General features: G+C 70.7%; 22 protein-coding genes and 1 riboswitch. Of the genes, 13 read left to right on the top strand and 9 right to left on the bottom strand.

All coding sequences use genetic code 11. The annotated features are described in order from the left end of the window. Positions 1-59: 59 nt before the first annotated feature. The 4 genes from acs to thiS form a co-directional block, all read right to left on the bottom strand. On the bottom strand, positions 60-2,018 hold the full coding sequence (gene acs, locus HYZ11_01025) for an acetate--CoA ligase (GenBank protein ID MBI3126170.1): 1,959 nt from the start codon (positions 2,016-2,018) through the stop codon (positions 60-62). A 113-nt stretch (positions 2,019-2,131) separates the two neighbouring features. Next, positions 2,132-2,770: a thiamine phosphate synthase gene (gene thiE / locus HYZ11_01020; GenBank protein MBI3126169.1), complete on the bottom strand. Its 639-nt coding sequence runs from the start codon at positions 2,768-2,770 to the stop codon at positions 2,132-2,134. Between the two features lie 248 nt (positions 2,771-3,018). Beyond that, positions 3,019-3,795 carry a thiazole synthase gene (locus HYZ11_01015; GenBank protein MBI3126168.1) on the bottom strand — a complete coding sequence of 259 codons (777 nt, stop codon included), beginning with the start codon at positions 3,793-3,795 and terminating at the stop codon, positions 3,019-3,021. A 39-nt stretch (positions 3,796-3,834) separates the two neighbouring features. After that, entirely contained in the window at positions 3,835-4,035 is a 201-nt protein-coding gene (gene thiS, locus HYZ11_01010) for a sulfur carrier protein ThiS (GenBank protein ID MBI3126167.1), read from the bottom strand. Between the two features lie 82 nt (positions 4,036-4,117). After that, positions 4,118-4,218: riboswitch (TPP riboswitch) on the bottom strand. 101 nt (positions 4,219-4,319) lie between these two features. Here thiS and HYZ11_01005 point away from each other — a divergent pair. The 10 genes from HYZ11_01005 to bioA all read left to right on the top strand — a co-directional run bounded on the left by HYZ11_01005 (position 4,320) and on the right by bioA (position 15,042). Then, entirely contained in the window at positions 4,320-5,693 is a 1,374-nt protein-coding gene (locus HYZ11_01005) for a TrpB-like pyridoxal phosphate-dependent enzyme (GenBank protein MBI3126166.1), read from the top strand. A gap of 28 nt (positions 5,694-5,721) precedes the next feature. Further along, positions 5,722-6,822 (top strand): Zn-dependent alcohol dehydrogenase, encoded by a 1,101-nt coding sequence (locus HYZ11_01000; protein MBI3126165.1) that lies wholly within the window; start codon positions 5,722-5,724, stop codon positions 6,820-6,822. A gap of 252 nt (positions 6,823-7,074) precedes the next feature. Beyond that, positions 7,075-8,163 carry a mandelate racemase/muconate lactonizing enzyme family protein gene (locus HYZ11_00995; protein MBI3126164.1) on the top strand — a complete coding sequence of 363 codons (1,089 nt, stop codon included), beginning with the start codon at positions 7,075-7,077 and terminating at the stop codon, positions 8,161-8,163. Positions 8,164-8,237: 74 nt separating this feature from the next. Then, positions 8,238-9,128, top strand: coding sequence for a hypothetical protein (locus HYZ11_00990; protein MBI3126163.1), 891 nt, complete (start codon positions 8,238-8,240; stop codon positions 9,126-9,128). Between the two features lie 113 nt (positions 9,129-9,241). Continuing rightward, on the top strand, positions 9,242-10,255 hold the full coding sequence (gene dctP, locus HYZ11_00985; GenBank protein ID MBI3126162.1) for a TRAP transporter substrate-binding protein DctP: 1,014 nt from the start codon (positions 9,242-9,244) through the stop codon (positions 10,253-10,255). Between the two features lie 4 nt (positions 10,256-10,259). Continuing rightward, a complete protein-coding gene (locus HYZ11_00980; protein MBI3126161.1) occupies positions 10,260-10,796 on the top strand; it encodes a TRAP transporter small permease subunit in 537 nt (178 codons plus the stop codon). Then, positions 10,793-12,073 carry a TRAP transporter large permease subunit gene (locus HYZ11_00975; protein MBI3126160.1) on the top strand — a complete coding sequence of 427 codons (1,281 nt, stop codon included), beginning with the start codon at positions 10,793-10,795 and terminating at the stop codon, positions 12,071-12,073. The genes HYZ11_00980 and HYZ11_00975 overlap by 4 nt, the downstream gene beginning before the upstream one ends. 43 nt (positions 12,074-12,116) lie before the next feature. Then, the gene (locus HYZ11_00970; GenBank protein ID MBI3126159.1) at positions 12,117-12,767 is read left to right on the top strand and encodes a cyclase family protein; all 651 of its coding nucleotides are present in this window, start codon (positions 12,117-12,119) and stop codon (positions 12,765-12,767) included. 125 nt (positions 12,768-12,892) lie between these two features. Continuing rightward, positions 12,893-13,669 carry a methyltransferase domain-containing protein gene (locus tag HYZ11_00965; GenBank protein ID MBI3126158.1) on the top strand — a complete coding sequence of 259 codons (777 nt, stop codon included), beginning with the start codon at positions 12,893-12,895 and terminating at the stop codon, positions 13,667-13,669. A 5-nt stretch (positions 13,670-13,674) separates the two neighbouring features. Further along, on the top strand, positions 13,675-15,042 hold the full coding sequence (gene bioA, locus HYZ11_00960) for an adenosylmethionine--8-amino-7-oxononanoate transaminase (protein ID MBI3126157.1): 1,368 nt from the start codon (positions 13,675-13,677) through the stop codon (positions 15,040-15,042). A gap of 3 nt (positions 15,043-15,045) precedes the next feature. Here bioA and HYZ11_00955 read toward each other — a convergent pair whose 3' ends face one another. Further along, positions 15,046-15,777, bottom strand: a complete 732-nt coding sequence (locus HYZ11_00955) for a GerMN domain-containing protein (GenBank protein MBI3126156.1) — start codon at positions 15,775-15,777, stop codon at positions 15,046-15,048. Positions 15,778-15,780: 3 nt separating this feature from the next. Beyond that, on the bottom strand, positions 15,781-16,644 hold the full coding sequence (locus HYZ11_00950) for an N-acetylmuramoyl-L-alanine amidase (protein MBI3126155.1): 864 nt from the start codon (positions 16,642-16,644) through the stop codon (positions 15,781-15,783). Between the two features lie 163 nt (positions 16,645-16,807). On the opposite strand from HYZ11_00950, the gene HYZ11_00945 reads away from it, so the two are divergent. The 3 genes from HYZ11_00945 (at position 16,808) to HYZ11_00935 (ending at position 18,623) form a co-directional block, all read left to right on the top strand. Then, on the top strand, positions 16,808-17,080 hold the full coding sequence (locus HYZ11_00945; protein MBI3126154.1) for a DUF2007 domain-containing protein: 273 nt from the start codon (positions 16,808-16,810) through the stop codon (positions 17,078-17,080). Between the two features lie 113 nt (positions 17,081-17,193). After that, the gene (gene pyrE / locus HYZ11_00940) at positions 17,194-17,769 is read left to right on the top strand and encodes an orotate phosphoribosyltransferase (GenBank protein ID MBI3126153.1); all 576 of its coding nucleotides are present in this window, start codon (positions 17,194-17,196) and stop codon (positions 17,767-17,769) included. Positions 17,770-17,873: 104 nt separating this feature from the next. Further along, complete coding sequence (locus HYZ11_00935; protein ID MBI3126152.1) at positions 17,874-18,623, top strand: DUF1003 domain-containing protein; 750 nt, start codon at positions 17,874-17,876, stop codon at positions 18,621-18,623. A gap of 3 nt (positions 18,624-18,626) precedes the next feature. On the opposite strand, the gene HYZ11_00930 is transcribed toward HYZ11_00935, so the two are convergent. From HYZ11_00930 to HYZ11_00920, 3 genes are read right to left on the bottom strand one after another with little or no spacing between them, the layout of a single operon-like run. Next, entirely contained in the window at positions 18,627-19,505 is an 879-nt protein-coding gene (locus tag HYZ11_00930; GenBank protein ID MBI3126151.1) for a DMT family transporter, read from the bottom strand. A gap of 31 nt (positions 19,506-19,536) precedes the next feature. After that, positions 19,537-20,418, bottom strand: a complete 882-nt coding sequence (locus HYZ11_00925; GenBank protein MBI3126150.1) for a DMT family transporter — start codon at positions 20,416-20,418, stop codon at positions 19,537-19,539. 7 nt (positions 20,419-20,425) lie between these two features. Beyond that, complete coding sequence (locus tag HYZ11_00920; protein ID MBI3126149.1) at positions 20,426-21,328, bottom strand: DMT family transporter; 903 nt, start codon at positions 21,326-21,328, stop codon at positions 20,426-20,428. Between the last annotated feature and the right edge of the window lie 10 nt (positions 21,329-21,338).

Genomic DNA, 21,338 nt, shown 5'->3' with positions numbered 1-21,338 from the left:
TGGCGGGCGGCTTCGGCCTCCCGCAGGAGGGCCGCCCCCCCTCTTTTCGCGGAAATCCCCTACTCGTCCTGGTACTGCTGGAGGGACTGCAGGACGGAGATGTCCTCGAGGGTGGTGGTGTCGCCCACCTGGCCCGAGCCCGAGGCGATGTCGCGCAGGAGGCGGCGCATGATCTTGCCGCTGCGGGTCTTGGGCAGGGCGTCGGTGAAGCGCAGCACGTCGGGCCGGGCGATGGCGCCGATCTCCTTCACCACCCAGTCCTTGAGCTCCTGCTCGAGGGCGACGTTCTTGGCGTTCGCGCCCTTGAGCGTCACGAAGGCGGCGATGCCCTGGCCCTTCAGCTCGTGGGGAATGCCCACCACCGCGGCCTCGGCCACGCGAGGGTTCGCCACCAGGGCGCTCTCGATCTCCATGGTGCCCAGCCGGTGGCCGGCCACGTTGATGACGTCGTCCACCCGGCCCATGATCCAGAAGTAGCCGTCCTTGTCGCGGCGGGCGCCATCGCCGGTGAAGTAGCAACCCTTGATCTCGCCCCAGTACTGCTTCCGGTAGCGCTCGTCGTCACGCCACAGGGTCCGGAGCATGGCGGGCCAGGGGCGCCTGATGACGAGGAACCCGCCCGCCTCGGGGCCCACCGACTTCCCTTCCTTGGTGACTACGTCCGGCACCACCCCGAAGAAGGGCAGCGTGGCCGTCCCCGGCTTGGTGGGGATGGCGCCGGGCAGGGGCGTGATCAGGATGGTGCCCGTCTCGGTCTGCCACCAGGTGTCCACGATGGGGCACCGCTCGCCGCCGATGACGCGGCGGTACCACATCCAGGCCTCGGGGTTGATGGGCTCGCCCACCGTGCCGAGGAGGCGCAGGGAGGAGAGGTCGCGCTGCTTGGGGTGCTCCTCCCCCCACTTCATGAAGGCGCGGATGGCGGTGGGGGCGGTGTAGAAGATGTTGACCCGGTACTTCTGGACGATGTCCCAGAAGCGGCCCGGCCCGGGGTGGTTCGGGGCGCCCTCGTACATGACCGATGTGGCGCCGTTCAGGAGGGGGCCGTAGATGATGTAGCTGTGCCCCGTCACCCAGCCGATGTCGGCGGTGCACCAGAAGGTGTCCTCGTCCTTCACGTCGAAGACGCACCTGGTGGTGAGCCAGGTGCCCACCATGTAGCCGCCCGTGGTGTGGACGATCCCCTTGGGCTTCCCGGTCGTTCCGCTCGTGTAGAGGATGTAGAGGGGATGCTCGGCGTCGAGCTCCTCGGCGGGGCAGTCGGGAGAGGCGTCCGCCATGATGTCCTGCCACCAGTGGTCCCGCCCTTCCTGGAAGCGCACCTGGGTGTTGGTGCGCTTCAAGACGACGACGGTCTTGACCGAGGGGCACCCCTCGATGGCCTCGTCCGCGTTCAGCTTCAAGGGGACGACGTTGCCCCGCCGCCAGCCCCCGTCCGCGGTGATGACCGCCTTCGCCTCGGTGTCCTGGATGCGGTCGCGCAGGGAGTTGGCGCTGAAGCCCGCGAACACCACGCTGTGGGGGGCGCCGATGCGCGCGCAGGCCAGCATGGCGATCGCCGCCTCGGGCGTCTGCGGCAGGTAGATGATGACCCGGTCGCCCTTGCCGATGCCCAGGCTCTTCATCGCGTTGGCGAACTTCGAGACCTCGCGGTGGAGGTCCTGGTAGGTGAGGACGCGCGAGTCGCCCGGCTCGCCCTCCCAGACGAGGGCGGCCTTGTTCTTGCGCCAGGTGGCGAGGTGGCGGTCCAGGCAGTTGTAGGAGATGTTCGTCGTCCCGCCGGCGAACCACTGGGCGTGGGGCTCCTTCCACTCCAGCACCTTCTTCCACTTCTTGTACCAATGGAACTGCTCGGCGTGGCGCCCCCAGAACTTGGCCGGGCTCTTGATCGACTCCTCGTAGAGCCTTCTGTAGGCGGCCATGGACTTGATGTGGGCCTGGCTGGAGAACTCCTTGGGGGGCTTATAGACGCGGTTCTCCTGGAGAAGGGTGCTGATGTTCTGCGTCGGCTGGGCCATGCGGATTTCTCCCTCCTTCAGGGGCACCTCGTGCCGGAGGAGCCGGAATGTATGCCCCATTGTTGGGGAATCACGAAGATTTCTCAAGAGCGCGCGGGGCTTGGAGGGGGGAGTCACCCCCGCTGCGCCAGCGCCTCCCGCAGCGCCGCCGCCGCCGCGGCCGGGTCGGGGGCGGCCAGGATGGCGCCGATGAGGGCCACCCCGTGCGCCCCGGCCCGGAGGCAGCCCGCGGCGTTCCCGGGCCCCACCCCGCCCAGGGCGTAGACCGGCCCCGGGAGGCCCTCCGCCTGGGCGCGGAAGCCCTCCAGCCCCAGCGCGGGCCCCTGGGCCGCCTTGCTCCGGGTCGGGAAGACCGGGCTCAGGGTGACGAAATCCGCCCCCTCGGCGAAGGCCCGGGCGGCCTCAGCGCCGCTGTGGGCGGAGTAGCCGAGGAGGCCGCGCCAGCCCACCCGCTCGCGCACCGCGCGGACGGGGAGGGTGTCCTTCCCCAGGTGCACCCCCACCGCCCCGAGGGCCAGGGCGAGGGCCGGGTCGCCGTTCACGACGACGGAGGCGCCGCAGCCCTCCGCCAGCCGCATCACCTTCTCGCCGAGCTCCCAGCGGGCGCGCGGCGGGAGGTCCTTCTCCCGGAACTGCACGAGGCGCACCCCGCCCCGGAGCGCCGCGCCGAGCGCGCCCAGGAGGTCCCCCGCGAGGGGGACGCTCCGGTCCGTGATGAGGTAGAGGGAATCGAGATCGAGGCGCTCAGCCATCGGCGGGCCTAGCGGAGAAGCCGAAGCGGGCAATGCGCACTGAGGACAGATCCAAACAGCCTCGGCAAAAGGCCATCATTTTGAACGGAGCGAAGCGAAGTGAAGAATCTGCTTCTTGTTCCGAAAAGCAGATTCTTCGCTCCCTCCGGTCGCTCAGAATGACAACCTTGGCGCCCCTCCTGCCGGGAGAGGAGGAAGAGGTGATCTTCCACCGGCTTGCCAAAGCCGCAAGCGCACATATGTTGATTCTAGCTCCCGATCACCCCGGTCAAGGGGCTCGAGGCGGTGGCGTAGAGCTTCATCGGGATGCGTCCCGCCTCGAAGGCGAGCCTGCCGGCCTCGACGGCCAGGCGCATGGCGCGGGCCATCTTGACCGGGTCGTCCGCCCCCGCGATGGCCGTCTGCATGAGGACGGCCGCCGCGCCCAGCTCCAGGGCCACCGCCGCGTCCGAGGCCGTGCCCACCCCCGCGTCCACGATGACGGGGACGGAGCACTGCTCCAGGATGATCCGCAGATTATAGGGGTTGCGGATGCCCAGGCCCGAGCCGATGGGGGCGGCCAGGGGCATGACGGCGTGGCAGCCCATGTCCTCGAGCTTCCTGCAGATGACGGGGTCGTCGATGCAGTAGGGCAGCACGGTGAAGCCGTCCTTGAGGAGGATCTTGCAGGCATCGAGCAGCCCCTCGTTGTCCGGGAAGAGGGTCTTCTCGTCCCCGATCACCTCCACCTTGATGAGGTCCGAGCCCGTCACCTCGCGCGCGAGCCGGGCGGTGGTGACCGCGCTCTTCACGTCGTAGCAGCCGGCCGTGTTGGGGAGCATGGTGTGCTTCTTCTGGTCGAAGAAGGCCCAGAAGCCCTTCTCGCTGCGGTCGCTCAGGTCCACCCGGCGGATGGCCACCGTCACCATCTCGGCGCCGGCCGCATCGAGGGCGTCCCGCATGACGGCGAAGTTGGGGTACTTGCCCGAGCCCACGATGAGCCGGGACGTGAAGGTGTGGCTTCCGACCTGCCAGGTGCTCGACATGACGCTCTCTCCTCGCCTGCATGCGGGCGCCGGCGGGGCTCAGCCCCCGCCCACCGCCCGGACGATCTCGACCTCATCCCCCTCCGACAGCGCGACGGCCGCATAGTCGCTGCGCCGGACCACTTCCATGTTGAGGGCGACGGCGATGCCCGTGGGCGGGAGGTCCAGGGACTCCAGCAGGGCCGATACCGTCAGCCCTCCCGCCACCTCCTTCTCCTCCCCGTTCACCCGGATGCGCATCCGCCACGCCCTCGGCGGCCAGCAAAAAAGCCGCTTCCCGGAAGGAAAGCGGCCCAAGATGCCGGAGGGGACTTTCCCTCCGCCCGATCCCGGCCCGCTTCCCTTCGCTGGCATTACCCAGATCAGGTTCTAAGGGTTGCCCTGGTTCCAGGGCTCTCAGCCAAAACACCCCTAGCGGGTCCTGCGCCCCCGATCTTACCGCGAAGGAAGCGGGTGTCAAACGGCGGGATGGGAATGGCATAATGGGGCCTGCCCCCCCGGGCGTTCCCCTGTGAAGGAAGACCATGGAGCCCACGCGCTACCTCTTGCCCGAATCCGAGATCCCCCGCCGCTGGTACAACGTCGCGGCCGACATGCCGACCCCGCTCCTCCCCCCGCTCCACCCTGGGACCGGCCAGCCCATCGGCCCCGACGCCCTGGCCCCCCTCTTCCCCATGAGCCTCATCGAGCAGGAGGTGAGCCGGGAGCGGTGGATCGACATCCCCGAACCCATCATCGAGGCCTACGCGCTGTGGCGCCCCACCCCCCTCCACCGCGCCCGGCGGCTGGAGCGAGCCCTCGGCACCCCGGCCCGCATCTACTACAAGAACGAGAGCGTGAGCCCGGCCGGGAGCCACAAACCCAACACCGCCGTCCCCCAGGCCTGGTACAATAAGCAGGCGAGGGTGAAGCGCCTGGCCACCGAAACCGGGGCGGGCCAGTGGGGGAGCGCCCTGGCCTTCGCAACGAGCCTCTTCGGGCTCGCCTGCCAGGTCTACATGGTGCGGGTGAGCTACGAGCAGAAGCCCTACCGCAAGGCGCTGATCGAGTCCTGGGGCGCCCGGGTGATCCCCAGCCCGAGCGAGGAGACCCAGGCCGGCCGGGGCATCCGCGCCGCCACGCCCGACTCCCCCGGCAGCCTCGGCATCGCCATCAGCGAGGCGGTGGAGGACGCCGCCTCCCGCGAGGACACGAAGTACGCCCTGGGGAGCGTCCTCAACCACGTCATGCTCCACCAGACCGTCATCGGCCTGGAGACCCAAAAGCAGCTCGCCCTGGCCGGGGAGAAGGGCCCCGACGCCGTCATCGCCTGCTGCGGGGGCGGGAGCAACTTCGCCGGGCTGGCCTTCCCCTTCGCGGCGGAGAAGATCGCGGGCAAGGAGATGCGCATCATCGCCGCCGAGCCCGCCGCCTGCCCCACCCTCACCCGGGGGCGCTTCGCCTACGACTTCGGGGACACGGCCCGGCTCACCCCCCTCCTCCCGATGCACACCCTGGGGCACTCCTTCATCCCCCCCGGCATCCACGCGGGGGGCCTCCGCTACCACGGGGACGCCCCCCTCGTCTGCCAGCTCCTCAGGGACGGCGTCATCGAGGCCGTGGCCCACCGCCAGCGGGAGTGCTTCGAGGCGGCGCTCCTCTTCGCCCGGACCGAGGGCATCCTCCCCGCCCCCGAAACCTCCCACGCCATCCGCGCCGCGGTCGCGGAGGCGGAGGCGGAGCGGGCGAAGGAGGAAGGCCGCGAGCGCGTCATCCTCTTCAACCTGAGCGGCCACGGCCACTTCGACATGGCCTCCTACGCCGCCTACCTCTCGGGGAACCTCCAGGACTACGAGCTCCCCCAGGAGGCCATCGACTCGGCCATCGCGGAGCTCGCGGGGCTGCCCCAGCCGTGCTGAGCGCGGGCGGGAAAAAGGAGACTATGCCATGAAAGCGGCTATCCTGTACGAGGTCGGAAAGCCCCTCGCGGTGGAGAGCATCGAGGTCGAGGGCCCGCGCGCGGGCGAGGTGCTCGTGCGCTACGCCGCGGCCGGGGTGTGCCACAGCGACCACCATGTGATGGTTGGCATCATCCCCGCCCCCACCCCCATCATCCTCGGCCACGAGGGGGCGGGCGTGGTGGAGGAGGTGGGCGCGGGCGTCACCTCGGTCAAGCCCGGGGATCACGTGGTCTCGGTCTGGCGCTATTCCTGCGGCGCCTGCGAGCCCTGCCTCTCGGGCCGGCCGGCCACCTGCGGCCACGGGGCGCAGATGCGGGCCGGGGGCGTCCTCTCGGACGGCACCACCCGCTTCAAGAAGGGCCGCGAGCGGGTCCACCACTGGCTCGGGGTCTCGACCTTCAGCTCCCACTCGGTCATGTCCGAGCGCTCGGTGCTCAAGATCCGCGACGACATGCCGCTGGAGAAGGCCGCCGTGGTGAGCTGCGCCGTCATCACCGGGGTGGGCGCCGTGATCAACGGGGCCAAGGTGCGGCCCGGGGAGAGCGTGGCCGTCTTCGGGGCGGGGGGCGTGGGCCTGAACGCCATCCAGGGAGCCAGGCTGGTGGGGGCCGAGCCCATCATCGCGGTGGACATCATGCAGGGGAAGCTCGACTACGCCCGGAAGTTCGGGGCGACCCACACCGTCAACTCCTCGGACGAGAACCCGGTCGAGCGCATCAAGGAGATCACCGGGGGGAAGGGCGTTCACTACGCCTTCGAGATGATCGGGGTGGCCGAGGTGATGGCCACCGCCTTCCGTTGCCTCCGCACGGGGGGCGCGGCGGTGGTGGTGGGGATCGCCGACTCAAAATCCGTCATCTCCATCAACCCCGTGCCGCTCGTGACGGAGGAGAAGCGCCTCATCGGCTCCCTCTACGGCTCCTCTAGCCCCCGCCTCGAGGTCCCGCGCCTCATCGACCTCTACATGGCGGGCAAGCTCAACCTGGATGATCTGCTGACCCGCTCCTGGCCCATCGAGCAGATCAACGAGGCTTACGGGGCGCTCCTGCGCGGGGAAGTGGCCCGGAGCGTGGTGACGTACAGCTAAGTATGGAATCCACGCGTATTGTTCACGCCGCAAATGCGGCAGCCATCCTCCCTCCCCCACCGGGGGAGGGCCGGGGCGGGGGAGCGCTCTGGGCCTTCCCTCCCCCCTCGGGCCCATGCGGGCCCGACCTCCCGGAGGGAGGGGGAGCCGGAGCCGCCCGGGCAGCTTGCTTCTCTCGAGTGCCGCTCAATAAGAGCAACCTGTTTATTTAGAGTTCACGGCCAGCACGGCCAGACCCCCAGAGAGGACGACATGAAGATCACCCACGTCGAGGCGGACTCCTACGTCGTGCCGGTCGAGCTCCCCCGCTTCCCGGAGCCGGAGAAGTCGGACTGCGTCGTCTGCCGCGTCCACACCGACGCGGGCATCACCGGGATCGGGGCCACCCACCGGGTCAACCGCTTCGCCTGCCGGGAGAACATCCGCCGCGAGCTCGGCCCCTGGCTGGCCGGGAAGGACCCCCTCGCCACCGAGCGCCTTTGGGATCAGATGTTCTGGAAGTTCAACCAGCGCCGCATGACCGGGGTATGGACGGCGGCCCTGAGCGCCGTGGACATCGCGCTCTGGGACATCAAGGGCAAGGCGCTCGGCCAGCCCGTCTACAAGCTCCTGGGGAACCACTCGGGCGAGGTGACGGCCTACTGCACCTTCGGGATGCTCGAGTACAGCCGGAAAGACCTGGCCGAGCTCGCCGCCGGCCTCGTCCGCGACAGCTGGGACAAGCTCAAGATGAAGGTGTGCGTGGACGGCTCCCGGAACATCCCCGAGGACGCCGCCCGCGTGCAGGAGGTGCGGGAGGCCGTGGGCGAAGGCGTCGAGATCATGATGGACGCCAACCACCTCTTCAGCCTCATGCAGGCGAAGGATTTGGCCCGCCTGTGCGAGCCATACGATGTCCGTTGGTTCGAGGAGCCCGTCGCGGGGAACGACGTGAAGGACCTCCTGGCCCTCAAGGCCTCGACCACCATCCCCATCGCCGCCGGCCAGCAGGAGGGCATGCGCTGGCGCCACCGGGACCTCATCGCGAGCGGCGCCGTGGACATCGCCCAGCCGGACGTGGTCTTCGTCGGGGGCTACACCGAGGGGGTGAAGGTGGCCCACCTCGCCCAGGCCTTCAACCTCCCCATCGCCACCCACGGCTGGCCCCACCTCAACATGCACCTGGCGGGGGCGGTCTCGAACGGCTGGCGGATGGAGTACCACCTCGAGCCCGCCGGCCTGGGCGCCATGCTCTTCAAGGATCCCCCCGTCCCCCAGAAGGGCATCATGCGCATCCCCGAGAAGCCCGGCCTCGGGCTCGAGCTCAACGAGGAGCGCGTTCGGCCCTACCGGGACGCATGAGGCGCCCGGGCGATCAAAACTGGAACATCCCGGCGCGTCGAGCCTCCCGGCGGCGTGTGGCATAATCGCGGGCCATGAGACGCGCGCGCCTCCTCCTCATCCTGCCCCGCCTTCTCCTCCTCCCGGCGCTCCTGGCGGCGCTGGCTGGCTGCGCGCCGAGGCAGGCGGTGGCCCGGGCCACGGGCCTGGTGGTGGACGATATGATCGCCGCCATGCACGCCGAGACGGACCCCGTCCAGGCGCGCGGGGCCGGACCCACCCTCTTCGTCATGATCGACGGCTTGCTGCGCTCCGACCCCGGGAACGACGGCCTGCGCCGCGCCGCGGCACAGGCCTACGGCAGCTACGCCTTCGGCTTCCTGGAGGAGGCCGAGCCCGCGCGGGCGGGAGAGTTCTACCGCCGGGGGCGGAGCCACGGCGCGGCGGCGCTCCGGGCGCGGCCGGGGATGGCGGGGCTTTTCCAAGGGGACGCCGCCGCGCAGAAGGAGGCCCTGGCCCGGCTGGGAGGGGACGACCTCCCGCTCCTTTTCTGGACAGCCTACTGCTGGAGCGGCTGGATCAACCTGAACCGCACCGACCCCGAGGCGCTGGCCGATCTCTCCCGCGTCGCGGCCATGATGGAGCGGGCCCTCGCCCTCGACCCCACGTACTTCCACGGCGGGCCCCATCTGTTCTTCGGGCTCTACTACGGCGGCCGTCCGGCGCTGCTGGGCGGGGACCCCGCCAAGGCCAAGCATCACTTCGAGCGCGCCCTCGCCGCCTCGAAGGGGCGCTTCCTCATGGCCAAGGTGCTCATGGCGCGGCATTACGCCGTCCAGGCGCAGGACCGCGCGCTCTTCGAGAGGCTGCTCCGGGAGGTGGAGGCCGCGCCCCGGGGCCTTCTGCCCGAGCAGGCCCTGGCCAACGCGCTGGCCCGGGAGCGGGCGAAGTCGCTGCTGAAAAAGGCGGAGGAATTTTTCTCGTGACTCCATTGGTTCAATCTCCGGAATTTCAAGTTGTCATTCCGGCCGGAGCGGAGCGGAGGGAGGAATCTGCTTTTGAACCGAAAAGCAGATTCCTCGCGGCTGCGCCGCTCGGAATGACATTCCCAATCCCGCGCCTTCTCCGGGCCGCCATCGCGCTGGCCCTTCTCCTTTGGGCCTCTCCCGCCGCCGCCGCGACGGAGATCAAGTTCGCGAGCCTCGCCCCCGAGGGCACCACCTGGATGGAGGTCATGCGCGCCCTCGACAGGGACATGCGCCAGGCCACGGACGGCGCGGTGCGCTTCCGCATCTATCCGGGAGGGGTCTCCGGCAACGAGAAGGACGTGGTGCGGAAGATCCGGGTGGGCCAGCTCCACGCGGCGGGCTTCACGGGGGTGGGGCTGGGGGAGATCCTCCCGGCGGTGCGCCTCATGGAGCTGCCCTTCCTCTTCCGGGACTACGGCGAGGCGGACGCCGTCCGCCGCGCGCTCTCCGGGTGGTACGAGGACGCCTTCCGGGAGAAGGGCTTCGTCCTCCTCGGCTGGTCTGAGGTGGGCTTCGCGCACTTCTTCTCCCAGGCCCCCATCCGGAGCCGGGCGGACCTGCGGCGCCGGAAGGTGTGGATGTGGGAGGGAGACCCGCTCGCCCGGGCCTATTTCGAGGCGCTGGGGGTGCGGCCCATCCCCCTGAGCGTGACGGACGTGCTCACCTCGCTCCAGACGGGCCTCATCGACACGGTGTACGTCAACCCCCTGGGGGCGGTGGCCCTCCAGTGGTTCACCAAGGTCAAGTACATGAGCCCGGTCCCCATGGCGAACGTGACGGGGGCCGTCGTGGTGCGGGAGGAGGCCTTCCAGCGCCTCCCGGCGGAGCACCGTCGCCTCCTGATCGAGAAGACCCGGGAGCAGATGGAGGAGCTCCGCCGCCGCACCCGGGACGAGAACGGGCGCGCGGTGGAGGCCATGCGCAAGAGGGGCCTCCTGATCAGCGAGCCTCCCTCCGCCGCCGAGCTGGAGGAGTTCCGGCGCATCGGGCGAGAGGCGGAGAAGAAGCTCGCCGGCTCCCTCATCCCCGCCGATCTCCTCGCGCGCGCGCGCAAGGCCCTGGCCGAAGCGCGCTCCCCCCGCTGAGCCGATGCCCGGCCCCGGCGCCTCCCCGATCCGCCGGGGGTGGGAGAGGTTCGACCGGGGCCTCGCCCGCTTCGAGGGCGCCTTCCTGGCCGTCCTCCTTCTCGCGATGGTGGGGGGGGGCTTCCTCCAGGTCATCCTCCGCAACGCCTTCCAGTCGGGCCTCTTCGCGGCCGACCTCCTCCTGCGCCAAGGGATGCTCTGGCTGGGGCTCGCCGGCGCCTCGCTCGCGTCGCGGGGGGAGAGCCGCCACATCGAGATCGACATCCTCTCGCGCCTGATCGCCCCGCCCTGGGACCGCCGGGCGCGGCGGCTCGCCGATCTCTTCGCGGGGGGTGCCTGCCTCCTCCTGGCGCGGGCCTCGCTCCTGTTCGTGGCCGAGGAATGGAGCGCGGCGAGCCGGATCGCGGGCGCCATCCCCGCCTGGGCGCTGCAATCCATCCTCCCGCTGGGATTTCTGCTCATGGCGCTGCGCTTCCTGGCGGCGGCCGCCTGGGGCCGGCCGCCCAGGACCCCGGCCGGCCCTCCGGCGCCGCGTCCATGACGGCGCTGGCCGTCCTCCTCCTGGCGGGCGCGGCCCTGCTGGGCGCGCCGCTCTTCGCCGTCATCGGGGCGGCCGCCCTCCTGGGCTTCGCCTCGGAGGGGGTGAGCGCGGCGGCGGTCGTCATCGAGCTCTACCGGATGACGGACGCCCCGGCGCTCCTGGCCATCCCCTTCTTCACCTTCGCGGGCTACCTCATGGCCGAGGCCCGCACCCCCCAGCGGCTGACCCATCTCGCGCGCGCCGCTCTGGGCTGGATGCCGGGCGGGCTCGCGGCAGTGACGCTCGCCACCTGCGCCTTCTTCACCGCCTTCACGGGGGCCTCGGGGGCGACCATCGTGGCGCTGGGAGGGCTGCTGTACGCCTCCCTCCTGCGGGACGGCTACCCGCAGCGATTCTCGCTGGGGCTCGTCACCTCGAGCGGAGGGCTGGGGCTCCTCTTCGCGCCGAGCCTGCCCCTCATCCTCTACGGGGTGGTGGCCCAGGTGAACATCGACCACCTCTTCCTGGCGGGAATCGCGCCGGGCCTCCTCCTGCTGGTCATCCTGGCCGTCTACAGCATGCGGACCGGTGGGCGCGCCGCCCCGCGCACCCCCTTCTCCGCCCCGGCCCTCGCGCGCGCGCTGCGGGAGTCGGCCTGGGAGCTGCCGCTGCCGGTCCTCATCCTGGGCGGCATCTACGGGGGCTTCTACACGGCGGCCGAGGCGGCGGCGGTGACCGCCTTCTACGTCCTCGCCGCCGAGGTCTTCGTCTACCGCGACCTGGACCTCTGGCGGGACGTGCCGCGCATCGCCCGCGAGAGCATGATCCTGGTCGGGGTGATCCTGGTCATCCTGGGCGCCGCGCTCGGGCTCACGAACTACCTGGTGGATCAGCAGGTGCCCCAGAAGCTCCTCGCGGCGATGAAGGCGCTCATCGTGAACCGCTGGGTCTTCCTCCTGGCCCTGAACCTCTTCCTCCTGGCCGTGGGCTGCATGATGGACATCTTCTCGGCCATCGTGGTGGTGACGCCTCTCATCCTCCCCATCGCGCGAGACTTCGGCGTCCACCCCGTCCACCTGGCCGTCATCTTCCTGGCGAACCTCGAGATCGGCTACACGACGCCTCCCGTCGGCCTCAACCTCTTCATCGCGGCCAACCGCTTCCGCGTCTCCTTGACCGAGGTGTGGCGGGCGTCCGTGCCCTTCCTGTGGTGGCGGCTCCTCGCCCTGGCCCTGATCACCTACCTCCCCGAGATCACCCTGGCCCCCCTGCGCTGGCTCCTGCGCGGGGGGTTTTGATACCCTGCCCGCGCCGTCTCCCTCCGGACCCGGGAGAACCCCCATGCGCATCATCGACCTGAGCGTCCCCATCCGCGAGGGGATGCCCGTCTGGCCGGGCGATCCCAAGCCCCGCCTGCGCTTCACGCAGTCCTTCGCCGCGGGGGATAAGAACAACGTGAGCGAGGCCTCCCTCGGCCTCCACACCGGCACCCACCTGGACGCCCCCATGCACTTCCTCGAAGGGGCGGGCGGGGTCGAGGCCCTGCCCCTCGGCGTCCTCATCGGCCCGGCCCGGGTCATCCGCATCGAGCACCCTCACGAGGTGACGGCGGAGGAGCTGCGCCGCCACGACCTCTCGGGCGCGGCGCGTTTCCTCATCCGAACGCGCAACTCCGACGCCCGCTGGTGGGAGAAGCCCTTCGACCCCGGCTTCTGCCACATGACGCCCGGGGCGGCCGAGGCGCTCCTCGAGGCCGGGATGCGCCTCCTGGGGGTGGACTCCCTCTCGGTGGACGGCAAGGGCGCCCCGGGCGCCCCTGTCCACCATCTCCTCCTCCCCAAGGGGGTGGTGCTGCTCGAGGGCCTCGACCTCTCCCAGGCGGAGCCCGGGGACTACGAGCTCATCGCCCTGCCCCCCTGTTCGAGGGCCGCGACGGCGCCCCGGCGCGGGCGGTGCTGCGGACGAGATAAAATAGGGTTGGCCGTACCGTAGGGGCGTATTGCAATACGCCCCTACGAATTCCCGGCATCCTTTTCCCTTCCCGCGCCCCCTTGAGGCCCCGCTCCCTTCGGGCTATCCTCCTTCCCGTTTCCTGCATGCCCTCGGACGGAGGACCCATGGACAGCTCCAAGGCGCAGCGCGAGGCCGTCCAGCGCATCTACAACCGCGACTCGGACTACTACATCACCAGCGTGCCCCACGCGCGGAGCAATTCCCTCACCCGCGCCTTCGAGGTGCTGAACCCGCAGGGCGGCGTCCTCCTCGACGTGGCCACCGGGGCGGGCCACACCGCGTTCAAGATGGCCGAGGGCTGCCGCAAGGTGATCGCGAGCGACCTGACCCAGGGGATGCTCGACTCGGCCCGCAAGCTGGCCGGCGAGAAGAAGGCCGCGAACGTCCGCTTCCTCCGGGCCGACTCGGAGAACCTGGGGGTCCGGGACAGCGCCCTGGACTACCTCTCGGTGCGCATCGCCCCCCACCACTTCGCCGACGTGCGGGGGTTCCTGCGCGAGGCGGCGCGGGTGCTCAAGCGGGGCGGGAAGCTCGTCTACGTGGACAACGTGGCGCCCGAGGAACCCCGCGAGGCGGCCGCCTACAACCACTTCGAGAAGGTCCGCGACCCCAGCCACAACCGCTGCGACCCGACCCCCGTTCTGATCGAGATGATGGAGGAGGCGGGCCTGCGCGTCCTTCACTGCGAGATGGTGCGGAAGAAGATGGTCCTGGACGAGTGGACCAACCGGCCCCACCTCGACGAGAAGACCAAGCGGGAGCTGCGCGCCTTCCTCGACAACCCCTCCCCCGCCATCCGCCACTGGCTCGCCCCCCGCGAGGAAGGAGGCCAATTCGTCTTCGACGAGGTCGAGGCCGTCATCCTCGCCCTTCGCCCCTGAGCCTCATGGACGAGCCGGAGCGCCTGCGCCGGCTGGCGGCGCTCGACCGGAAGCACCTCTGGCACCCCTTCACCCCGGCGGACGAGTGGGAGCGGGAGGACCCGCCCCTCATCGTCGAGCGGGGCGAGGGCGCATACCTCATTGATGTCGAGGGCCGCCGCTACCTGGACGGCGTCTCCTCCCTCTGGGTGAACCTCCACGGCCACCGCCGGGAGGAGCTCGACCGGGCCGTGCGGGACCAGCTCGGCCGCATCGCCCACTCCACCCAGCTCGGCATGGGCCACCCGGCCCCCATCGAGCTGGCCGCGCGCCTCGCGGGCATCGCCCCCCCGGGCCTCACCCGGGTCTTCTACTCGGACAGCGGGGCCACCGCCGTCGAGATCGCCCTCAAGATGGCCTTCCAGTACCAGCGCCAGCGCACCCCGCCCCGGCCCGGGAAGGGCCGCTTCATGGCCCTCGGCCTCGCCTACCACGGGGATACCCTGGGGGCGGTGAGCGCGGGGGGCATCGATCTTTTTCACCACATCTTCGGGCCCCTCCTTTTCCCCGTCCTGCGCATCGAGGCTCCTTACTGCTGCCGCTGCCCGCGCGGGGCGGCGGAGCCCCCCTGCCCCGTCTGCGCGGGGGAGGAGGCGGAGGCCGCGATCCTCGCCCACGCGGAGGAGCTGGCCGCCGTCATCCTCGAGCCCATGGCGCAGGGGGCGGCGGGGATGATCGTCCAGCCCCCCGGCTTCCTTCGGAGGATCCGCGAGGCCTGCACCCGGGCGGACGTCCTCCTCATCGCGGACGAGGTGGCCACCGGCTTCGGGCGGACGGGGCGGATGTTCGCCTGTGAGCACGCGGGCGTCTCCCCCGACATCCTGTGCCTCGCCAAGGGCATCACGGGGGGCTACCTGCCCTTGGCCGCCACCCTGGCCACGGAGGCCATCTACGACGCCTTCCGGGGGGCGCCCGAGGAGGGCCGCACCTTCTTCCACGGCCACTCCTACACCGGGAACCCCCTGGGCTGCGCGGCGGCGCTCGCCAACCTCGACATCTTCGAGAAGGACAGGACGCTCGACGCCCTCCAGCCCAAGATCGCCCGCCTGTGGCGCGAGCTCGAATCCCTGCGCGATCTGCCCCACGTGGGGGAGGTGCGCGGCCTGGGCTTCATGGCGGGGATCGAGCTGGTCCGGGACAAGGCGGCGAAGGCCCCCTTCGGCCCCGCGCTCCGGATGGGGCGGCGGGTCATCCTCGCGGCGCGCAAGAGGGGCCTCGCCATCCGCCCCCTGGGGGACGTGGTGGTGCTCATGCCCCCCTATTGCGTGAGCGAAGACGAGATCGCCTGGATGGTGCGGGTGGTGCGGGAGAGCATCGAGGAGGCGGTGGGATAGCCTTCAGGGTTTCGCGGGGGCCTGCGCCGGATTCTCCCGGGTCGGGCTCTGGGCCGGCGGTGCCGCTCCCGCCGGCGCCGGTGCGGGGGGGACGGCGCCCGGCTGGACGGGCGCGGCGGCCTCGTCCTCCCGCATCACCAGGTCCTCCCGCAGGCGCAGGGGCTCGTTGAGGGAGAGGGCGCCGGCGACGGTCTCGGTCTCCTGGCCCTCGATCAGGATGCGCACCCGCTGGAAATCCTTGAAGTTGTGGAGGACGGTGTTGGCCACCGCGTAGGCCGTGAGGTACTCGCTCCAGGCGCCGCCGGGGTGGGAGGCGCGGAAGCTCTTGTCGAAGTCCACGAGGAGGGTGCCGTCCGGGCCGGGGACGGCGGTGCGGAGCTTGGCGCCTGGGGGCGCGGCGGGCGCGTAGCCGGGCCGCTGGGGGCCCTTCAGCAGGGCCTCCAGGGTGTTGCGCACGGTGTGGATGGGCTCCTTCCCCTGCTCCACCTCGGCCGGGTGGCGGGCGAGGAGGTCGGCCTCGGCGCTGGGGAAGAAGAGCACCACCTGGGCCGGGGCGGCGAGGGCGGGCCGCCCGCCGTCCGGCGGGCCGAAGGCGGCCCGGCGCCCCTTCTGGATGAGGTCGGTGAACGGGTCGAAGAAGTAGAGGGCCGCGGCGAAACCCAGGACCACCCAGAGCCCCACCCAGAGCATCGCCCGCCGCCGGCGCTTCAGCCTCAGCTCCTTCAGTTCCTTCATCCCTCAATCCTTGTCCTGGCGGGCCGGGCCATCGGGCCGGCCGGAGGGCTGCCCCGGGCCCGGCGGAGCGTCCTGCCCCCGGGGCGCGGCCGGCTGAAGCCCGGCCAGGCGCAGGATCTCGGCCTCGAGCGCCACGATGTAGGGGTTCTCCGCGTCGAGCTCCCGCAGCCGCGCGGCCTCCTCGGGGGTGGAGATGACGCCCAGGCTCACGTAGGCGGCGGGCATCCGCGCCCCCTCGAGGCCCTGGAGCGGCAGGGTGAGGATGGGGGGCTTCCCCGCCCCCGGGATGGCGGCGAAGCGAGTTTGCAGCTCCTGGGCGAAGCGGAGGCTCCCCGCCAGGTGGACGTTCTGGCCCCGCTGCCAGCGCAGGGCCACCGCCTCGAAGGGCTCCCCCTCCACACGGGGCGGGCGCTGGGGCGCCGAGAGGAGGATGCTCGCCCCCCGGGCGCCGGGGCGCCAGGAGGCGTCGGCCTGGAGGGAGAGAAAGAAGGAGGCGAGGTTGAAGTTCGCGATCGCCGCGCGCTGCACGGGCGTGAGCTCGGTGTCGTCCTCCCGGGTGAAGAGCACCGTGATGCCCTCGTGGCGCTTCAGACGCTCGCCGAGGAGCTTCGCCGCCTTGAGGGTGACCTCCTTCTCGGCGACCCCCGGCCCCTTGCTCCCCTCGTCACGGCCGCCGTGGCCGGGATCGATCACCAGCAAGAAGCCCGCCGCCCGGTCCCCCGGCCGGGCGCCCGGCGCCCGGGGCGTGATCGCGGGCGCGGCGGGGGCGGGCACGAGGGGCATCTGCGCGCGCGCCCCGCTCCAAGCCAGGGCGGCGGCCAGAAGGGCGGCGATCGGAAGAACGGGGGAGAACCTCGGTCGGGGCACGTTCCCGGCTCCTCTCCAGCGACCCCGGAACAGTAGCACCATCATTCCGGAGGACCAACAGCCGAGCGAAGGAAAGCGCCGGTTTACTCAGGCCCCGGGAACGGGGAAAATGCCGTGGGGCGGGGGCCGAGGAGGCCCGCCGGTTCCCTTGGGGGGACGAGAGATGTGGAAAATCCTGACAGACCCCGAAGCCCTCCCCTCCCTCCGGCTGGTGAAGGCGGCCGGGGGGCAGATGGAGGCGCTCATCGTGAAGTCCCGCCTCGAGGCGGAGGGCATCCCCGTCCACCTGCGCTACGAGGCCGCGGGCTCCCTCTACGGGCTCGCCGCCACGGGCATGGGGCGGGTGGACGTCCTGGTGCCCGAGGCCTTCGCCGAGGCCGCCCTTCGCCTGTGCGGCGGGGAGGCCGAGCCCATCGAAGGAGGAGACGCCGCGTAGGGCGCGGCCGGATAAGTGCCTAAATCGATGCGTGAGGCAGCTTCCGCCCCTCCCCCGGAGGGAGGAAAATCAATTCCTCCATCCAAGCGGCACCCCGCGCGGGAGATGATTGCATGAACGCCGCCGGAACGAACCGGGAATGGGAGGAGCTCCGCCAGCTCCTGCTGAGCAAGTCCTACGCCAAGAAGAAGGTGGTCCTCGCCTCGGGCCGCGAGAGCGACTTCTACGTCGACTGCCGCCAGACCACCCTCCACGGCCAGGGCGCCCGGCTCGTCGGGAGGCTCTTCCTTGATCGCGTCAAGGCGAGCGGGGCGCGTGCCGTGGGCGGCCCCACGCTGGGCGCCGACCCCATGGTCACCGCCATCGCCATGACCGCCGCCGTCGAGGGACTGGATCTCCCCGCCTTCATCATCCGCAAGGGCACCAAGGATCACGGCATGGGGAACCGCATCGAGGGCATGGGGAACCTCGCGCGGGGGATGAAGGTGGCCATCGTCGAGGACGTGGTGACGACGGCCTCCTCGACCCTCGGCGCCATCGAGGCGGCCCAGGCGGCGGGGCTCGATGTGGTCCAGGTGATCTGCCTCGTGGACCGGGAAGAAGGAGGGCGCGAGAACCTCGCCGCCCGCGGCTTCTCCCTCGACGCCCTCTACACCAAGACGACGCTGCTCGGCGGGCGCTCAGGATAATTTTTTCGCTATTAGCTGAAAACCATTGAAGCCCCTTCGTCTTCCCTTGCGCTAGAATGGCCCGGCTCGCCGCCAGGTGGGAAATCTTTCAGGCGGGATGCGTCATGGCCCGAGGAAACCACAGTTATCAGACCTGCCCGGTGTGCAGCCTGTCCAGGCGCGCGGGCGACATGATGGACGGCGGCTTGGTGCGCCCGCCCATCGTGGAGCTGATCCGGCAGAAGAGCCCGCAGTGGTCCCCCGCCGACAGCATCTGCCTTTCTTGCGTCAACCGCTTCCGCGCGGACTACGTGGAGGACATCCTCGAAAAGGACAAGGGCGAGCTCTCGAAGCTGGAAGAGGAGGTCGTGACCAGCCTTCGCGACCAGGAGGACATCCTGGCGGAGAACATCAACCCCGAGTTCGACCGCCAGCTCACCTTCGGCGAGCGCATGGCCGACAAGATCGCCGAGTTCGGCGGGAGCTGGTCTTTCATCCTGAGCTTCGGCCTGGTTCTCCTCCTTTGGATTGCCCTAAACTCGTTCCTCATGGCGAGGCATCCCTTCGATCCCTACCCTTACATCCTCCTCAACCTCGTCCTCTCCTGTTTGGCCGCCCTGCAGGCACCCATCATCATGATGAGCCAGAACCGCCAGGAGGCGAGGGACCGGCTGCGCGCCGAGCACGATTACCGGGTGAACCTCAAGGCCGAGCTCGAGATCCGCCTCTTGCACGGCAAGATCGACCAGCTGCTCACCAACCAGTGGCAGCGGCTTCTCGAGATCCAGAAGATCCAGATGGAGATGATGGCCCGGCCGCACGGCCCGGCCCCGCGCGCCCTCCCCAAGCCTGCCGAGGGGAACCAGGCGACGTAGCCCTCACACCGACCAGGCGATCAGCGCCACCCCCAGGACGATCAGCGCCGTCCCCGACACGATCCAGCCCGTCACCCGCTCCACGTCCCGCAGGAAAATCCAGCTGAACAGGAGCGCGAACAGCGGCGCGGTGGAGGAGAGCGGCGTCACGATGGTGAGGTCGCCGTACAGGAGCGCGAAGAAGTGGAGGAAGAAAGAGAGGGTGTTCACGAGCCCGCAGACGCCGTAGAAGGCCCAGGCCTTTCCGGAATCGAAACTCGGGCGCTGCGCCGGGGAGAGAAAGCGGGCCAGGATCGTCAGGAAGACGAGCCCGACCACGCTCGTGACGGTGATGCCCAGCAGGGGCGAGGGGGCGCTCATCAGCCCCATCTTCCGGAAGATGTTGGAGAGGGCGAAGCCGACGAGGGAGACGAGGGGCATCCACAGGTGGCGGCGGTTCCAGCTCTTGTCCTCCTTCTTCTTGTAGGAGATCGCCGCGCAGCCCGCCGTGATGAGGAAGGTCGCGGCCCACACGAGGGGCCCCGGCCTCTCCCCCATGAACATCACGGCCAGGGCGCCCGTGAAGAGCGGGCCCGTGGCCATCATGGGCATGGCCCGGGCCACCCCCAGATGATGGATGCCCCGGTACATGAATATCCGGCCCAGGGAGGGCCCGGTGAAGCCCCCCAGCGCGAACCACAGCACCCCGGCGGTGTCCCAGGTGCGCGGGTCCCAGGCCACGGCGCAGATGGCGAGGAGGACGGGCACGCTCACGATGAGCCCGATCACGACCCCGGTGAAGGCCGAGCCGTGCTGCTGCCCCCGGCGCACGATGAGGCTGAAGGAGGCGGTGCAGAGGGAGGTCCCGAGCGAATAGGCCGCCGCGAGGAAGGCGCCGCTCACCGGGAAGGCCCTCTTCCGGAGACGCGCGCGCTCACAGCGCCCGCCAGGTGATGATCCCGCCGCCCAGCACCACCAGCGACGTCCCCGCCACGAGCCAGGGCGTCACCCGCTCCAGGTCGCGCAGGAAGAGCCCGCTCAAGAGCAGGGAGAAGAAGGGCCCGGTCGAGGTCAGGGGCGCCACGACGGAGAGATCGCCGTAGCGCAGCGCGGTGAAGTGGCACCCGACTGCCACCGTGTTCACCAGCCCGACCAGGGCGTAGAAGGGCCATGCGCGCCAGCGGCCGGGCCGGGGGCGGTGCGCCTCCGGGAGGAGCTGCCCCAGGGGGTAGAGGAAGAGCGCCCCCGTCAGGCTCAGCATCGTGAGCCCGAAGAGGGGGGAGGGGATGAGCCCCAGCCCCACCTTGCGGAACAGGTGCCCGAGCGCGAACGCGCCGACCGCCGCGAAGGGAAGCCAGAGGTTCCGGCGGTCCCACCCCCCGCCGCCCCCTCGCCTCGAGGTGATGGCCGCGCAGCCCGCCGCCACCAGAAGCGTCCCGGCCAGGATGGGCAGCCCCGGCCGCTCCCCCAGGAAGGCGATGCCCAGCAGCGAGGCGGCGAGCGGCAGGGTGGACATGAGCGGCGCCGTGCGGGCCAAGCCCAGCCGCTGGATCGAGAGGAACATCAGCACCCGCCCCACGGGCGGCCCCAGGACGCCGTCGATGGCGAAGCAGAGGATGCCCCAGGGGTTCCACCAGGCCGGGTCCCAGAAGTACCAGGCGGCCGCCCCCATGATCGGGAGGTTCACCAGCAGCCCGATGAGCACGCCCGTGGTCGCGTTGGCGAAGCGCTCCCCCCGGCGCACCAGAAGGCCGAAGGTGCTCGACCCCATGGCGTTGCCGAAGGCGAAGAAGACGGCCATCAGGCTGGCGCTCATATGCCCCTCACAGCGCCCGCCAGGTGATGAGCGCCCCGCCCAGCACCACCAGCGCCGTCCCGGCCAGGACCCGGAGGGTCACCCGCTCCGAATCGCGCAGGAAGGCCCAGCTCAGCACCAGCGAGAAGAAGGGGGCGGTCGAGGTCAGGGGGGCGACGAGGGTGAGGTCGCCGTAGCGGAGCGCGCTGAAGTGGCAGAGGACGGAGAGGGTGTTCAAGAGGCCGGTCATCCCCAGGAAGAGCCATCCCCCCCGGCCGAGCCGGGGGCGGTGGACCTCCGGGAGCGCCCGGCCGAACAGCAGGAGGCAGGCCGCCCCGGCGGCGCTCATCACCGTGAGGCCCAGGACGGGCGAGGGCACCAGGGCGAGGCCGATCTTCTGCCACAGGTGGGCGAGGGAGAACGCCGCCACCGCCGCGAAGGGCATCCACAGGGAGCGCCGGTCCCAGGACCCCTCCATGCCCTTCCGGGAGGTGATGGCCATGCACCCCGCCACCACGAGCAGCGTACCGGCGTACACGGCCGCGCCGGGGCGCTCCCCGAGGAAGGCGATCCCCAGGCCCGCGGAGGCGAGCGGCAGGGTCGAGACCAGGGGCACCGCCCGGGCCAGTCCCAGCCGGTAGATCGAGAGGAAGAGGAACACCCGCCCCACCGCCGGGTTGATCGCGCCCGCCGCGGCGAACAAGCCGAGAGCCTTCCAGTTCCACCACGAGGGCTCCCAGAGGAAGTACGTGGCCGCCGCCATGAAGGGGAGGCTCACGATGAGGCCGATGAGGACCCCCGTCGCGGCGTTCGCCCGGCTCTCCGAGTGCCGCACCAGGAAGCCGAACAGGCCCATGGTGAGGGCGTTGGCGATGGAGAAGAACACCGCGAGCGGGGCGTCGGTCAGCGGGAAAAAGGCGGCTTTCCCCATGGGATCCCTC

It is taken from the genome of Candidatus Tectomicrobia bacterium, from assembly GCA_016192135.1.
Lineage (GTDB): Bacteria > UBA8248 > UBA8248 > UBA8248 > UBA8248 > 2-12-FULL-69-37.
The sequence above is the reverse complement of the archived record's forward strand: the minus strand, read 5'-3'. Positions and strand labels throughout refer to the sequence as shown.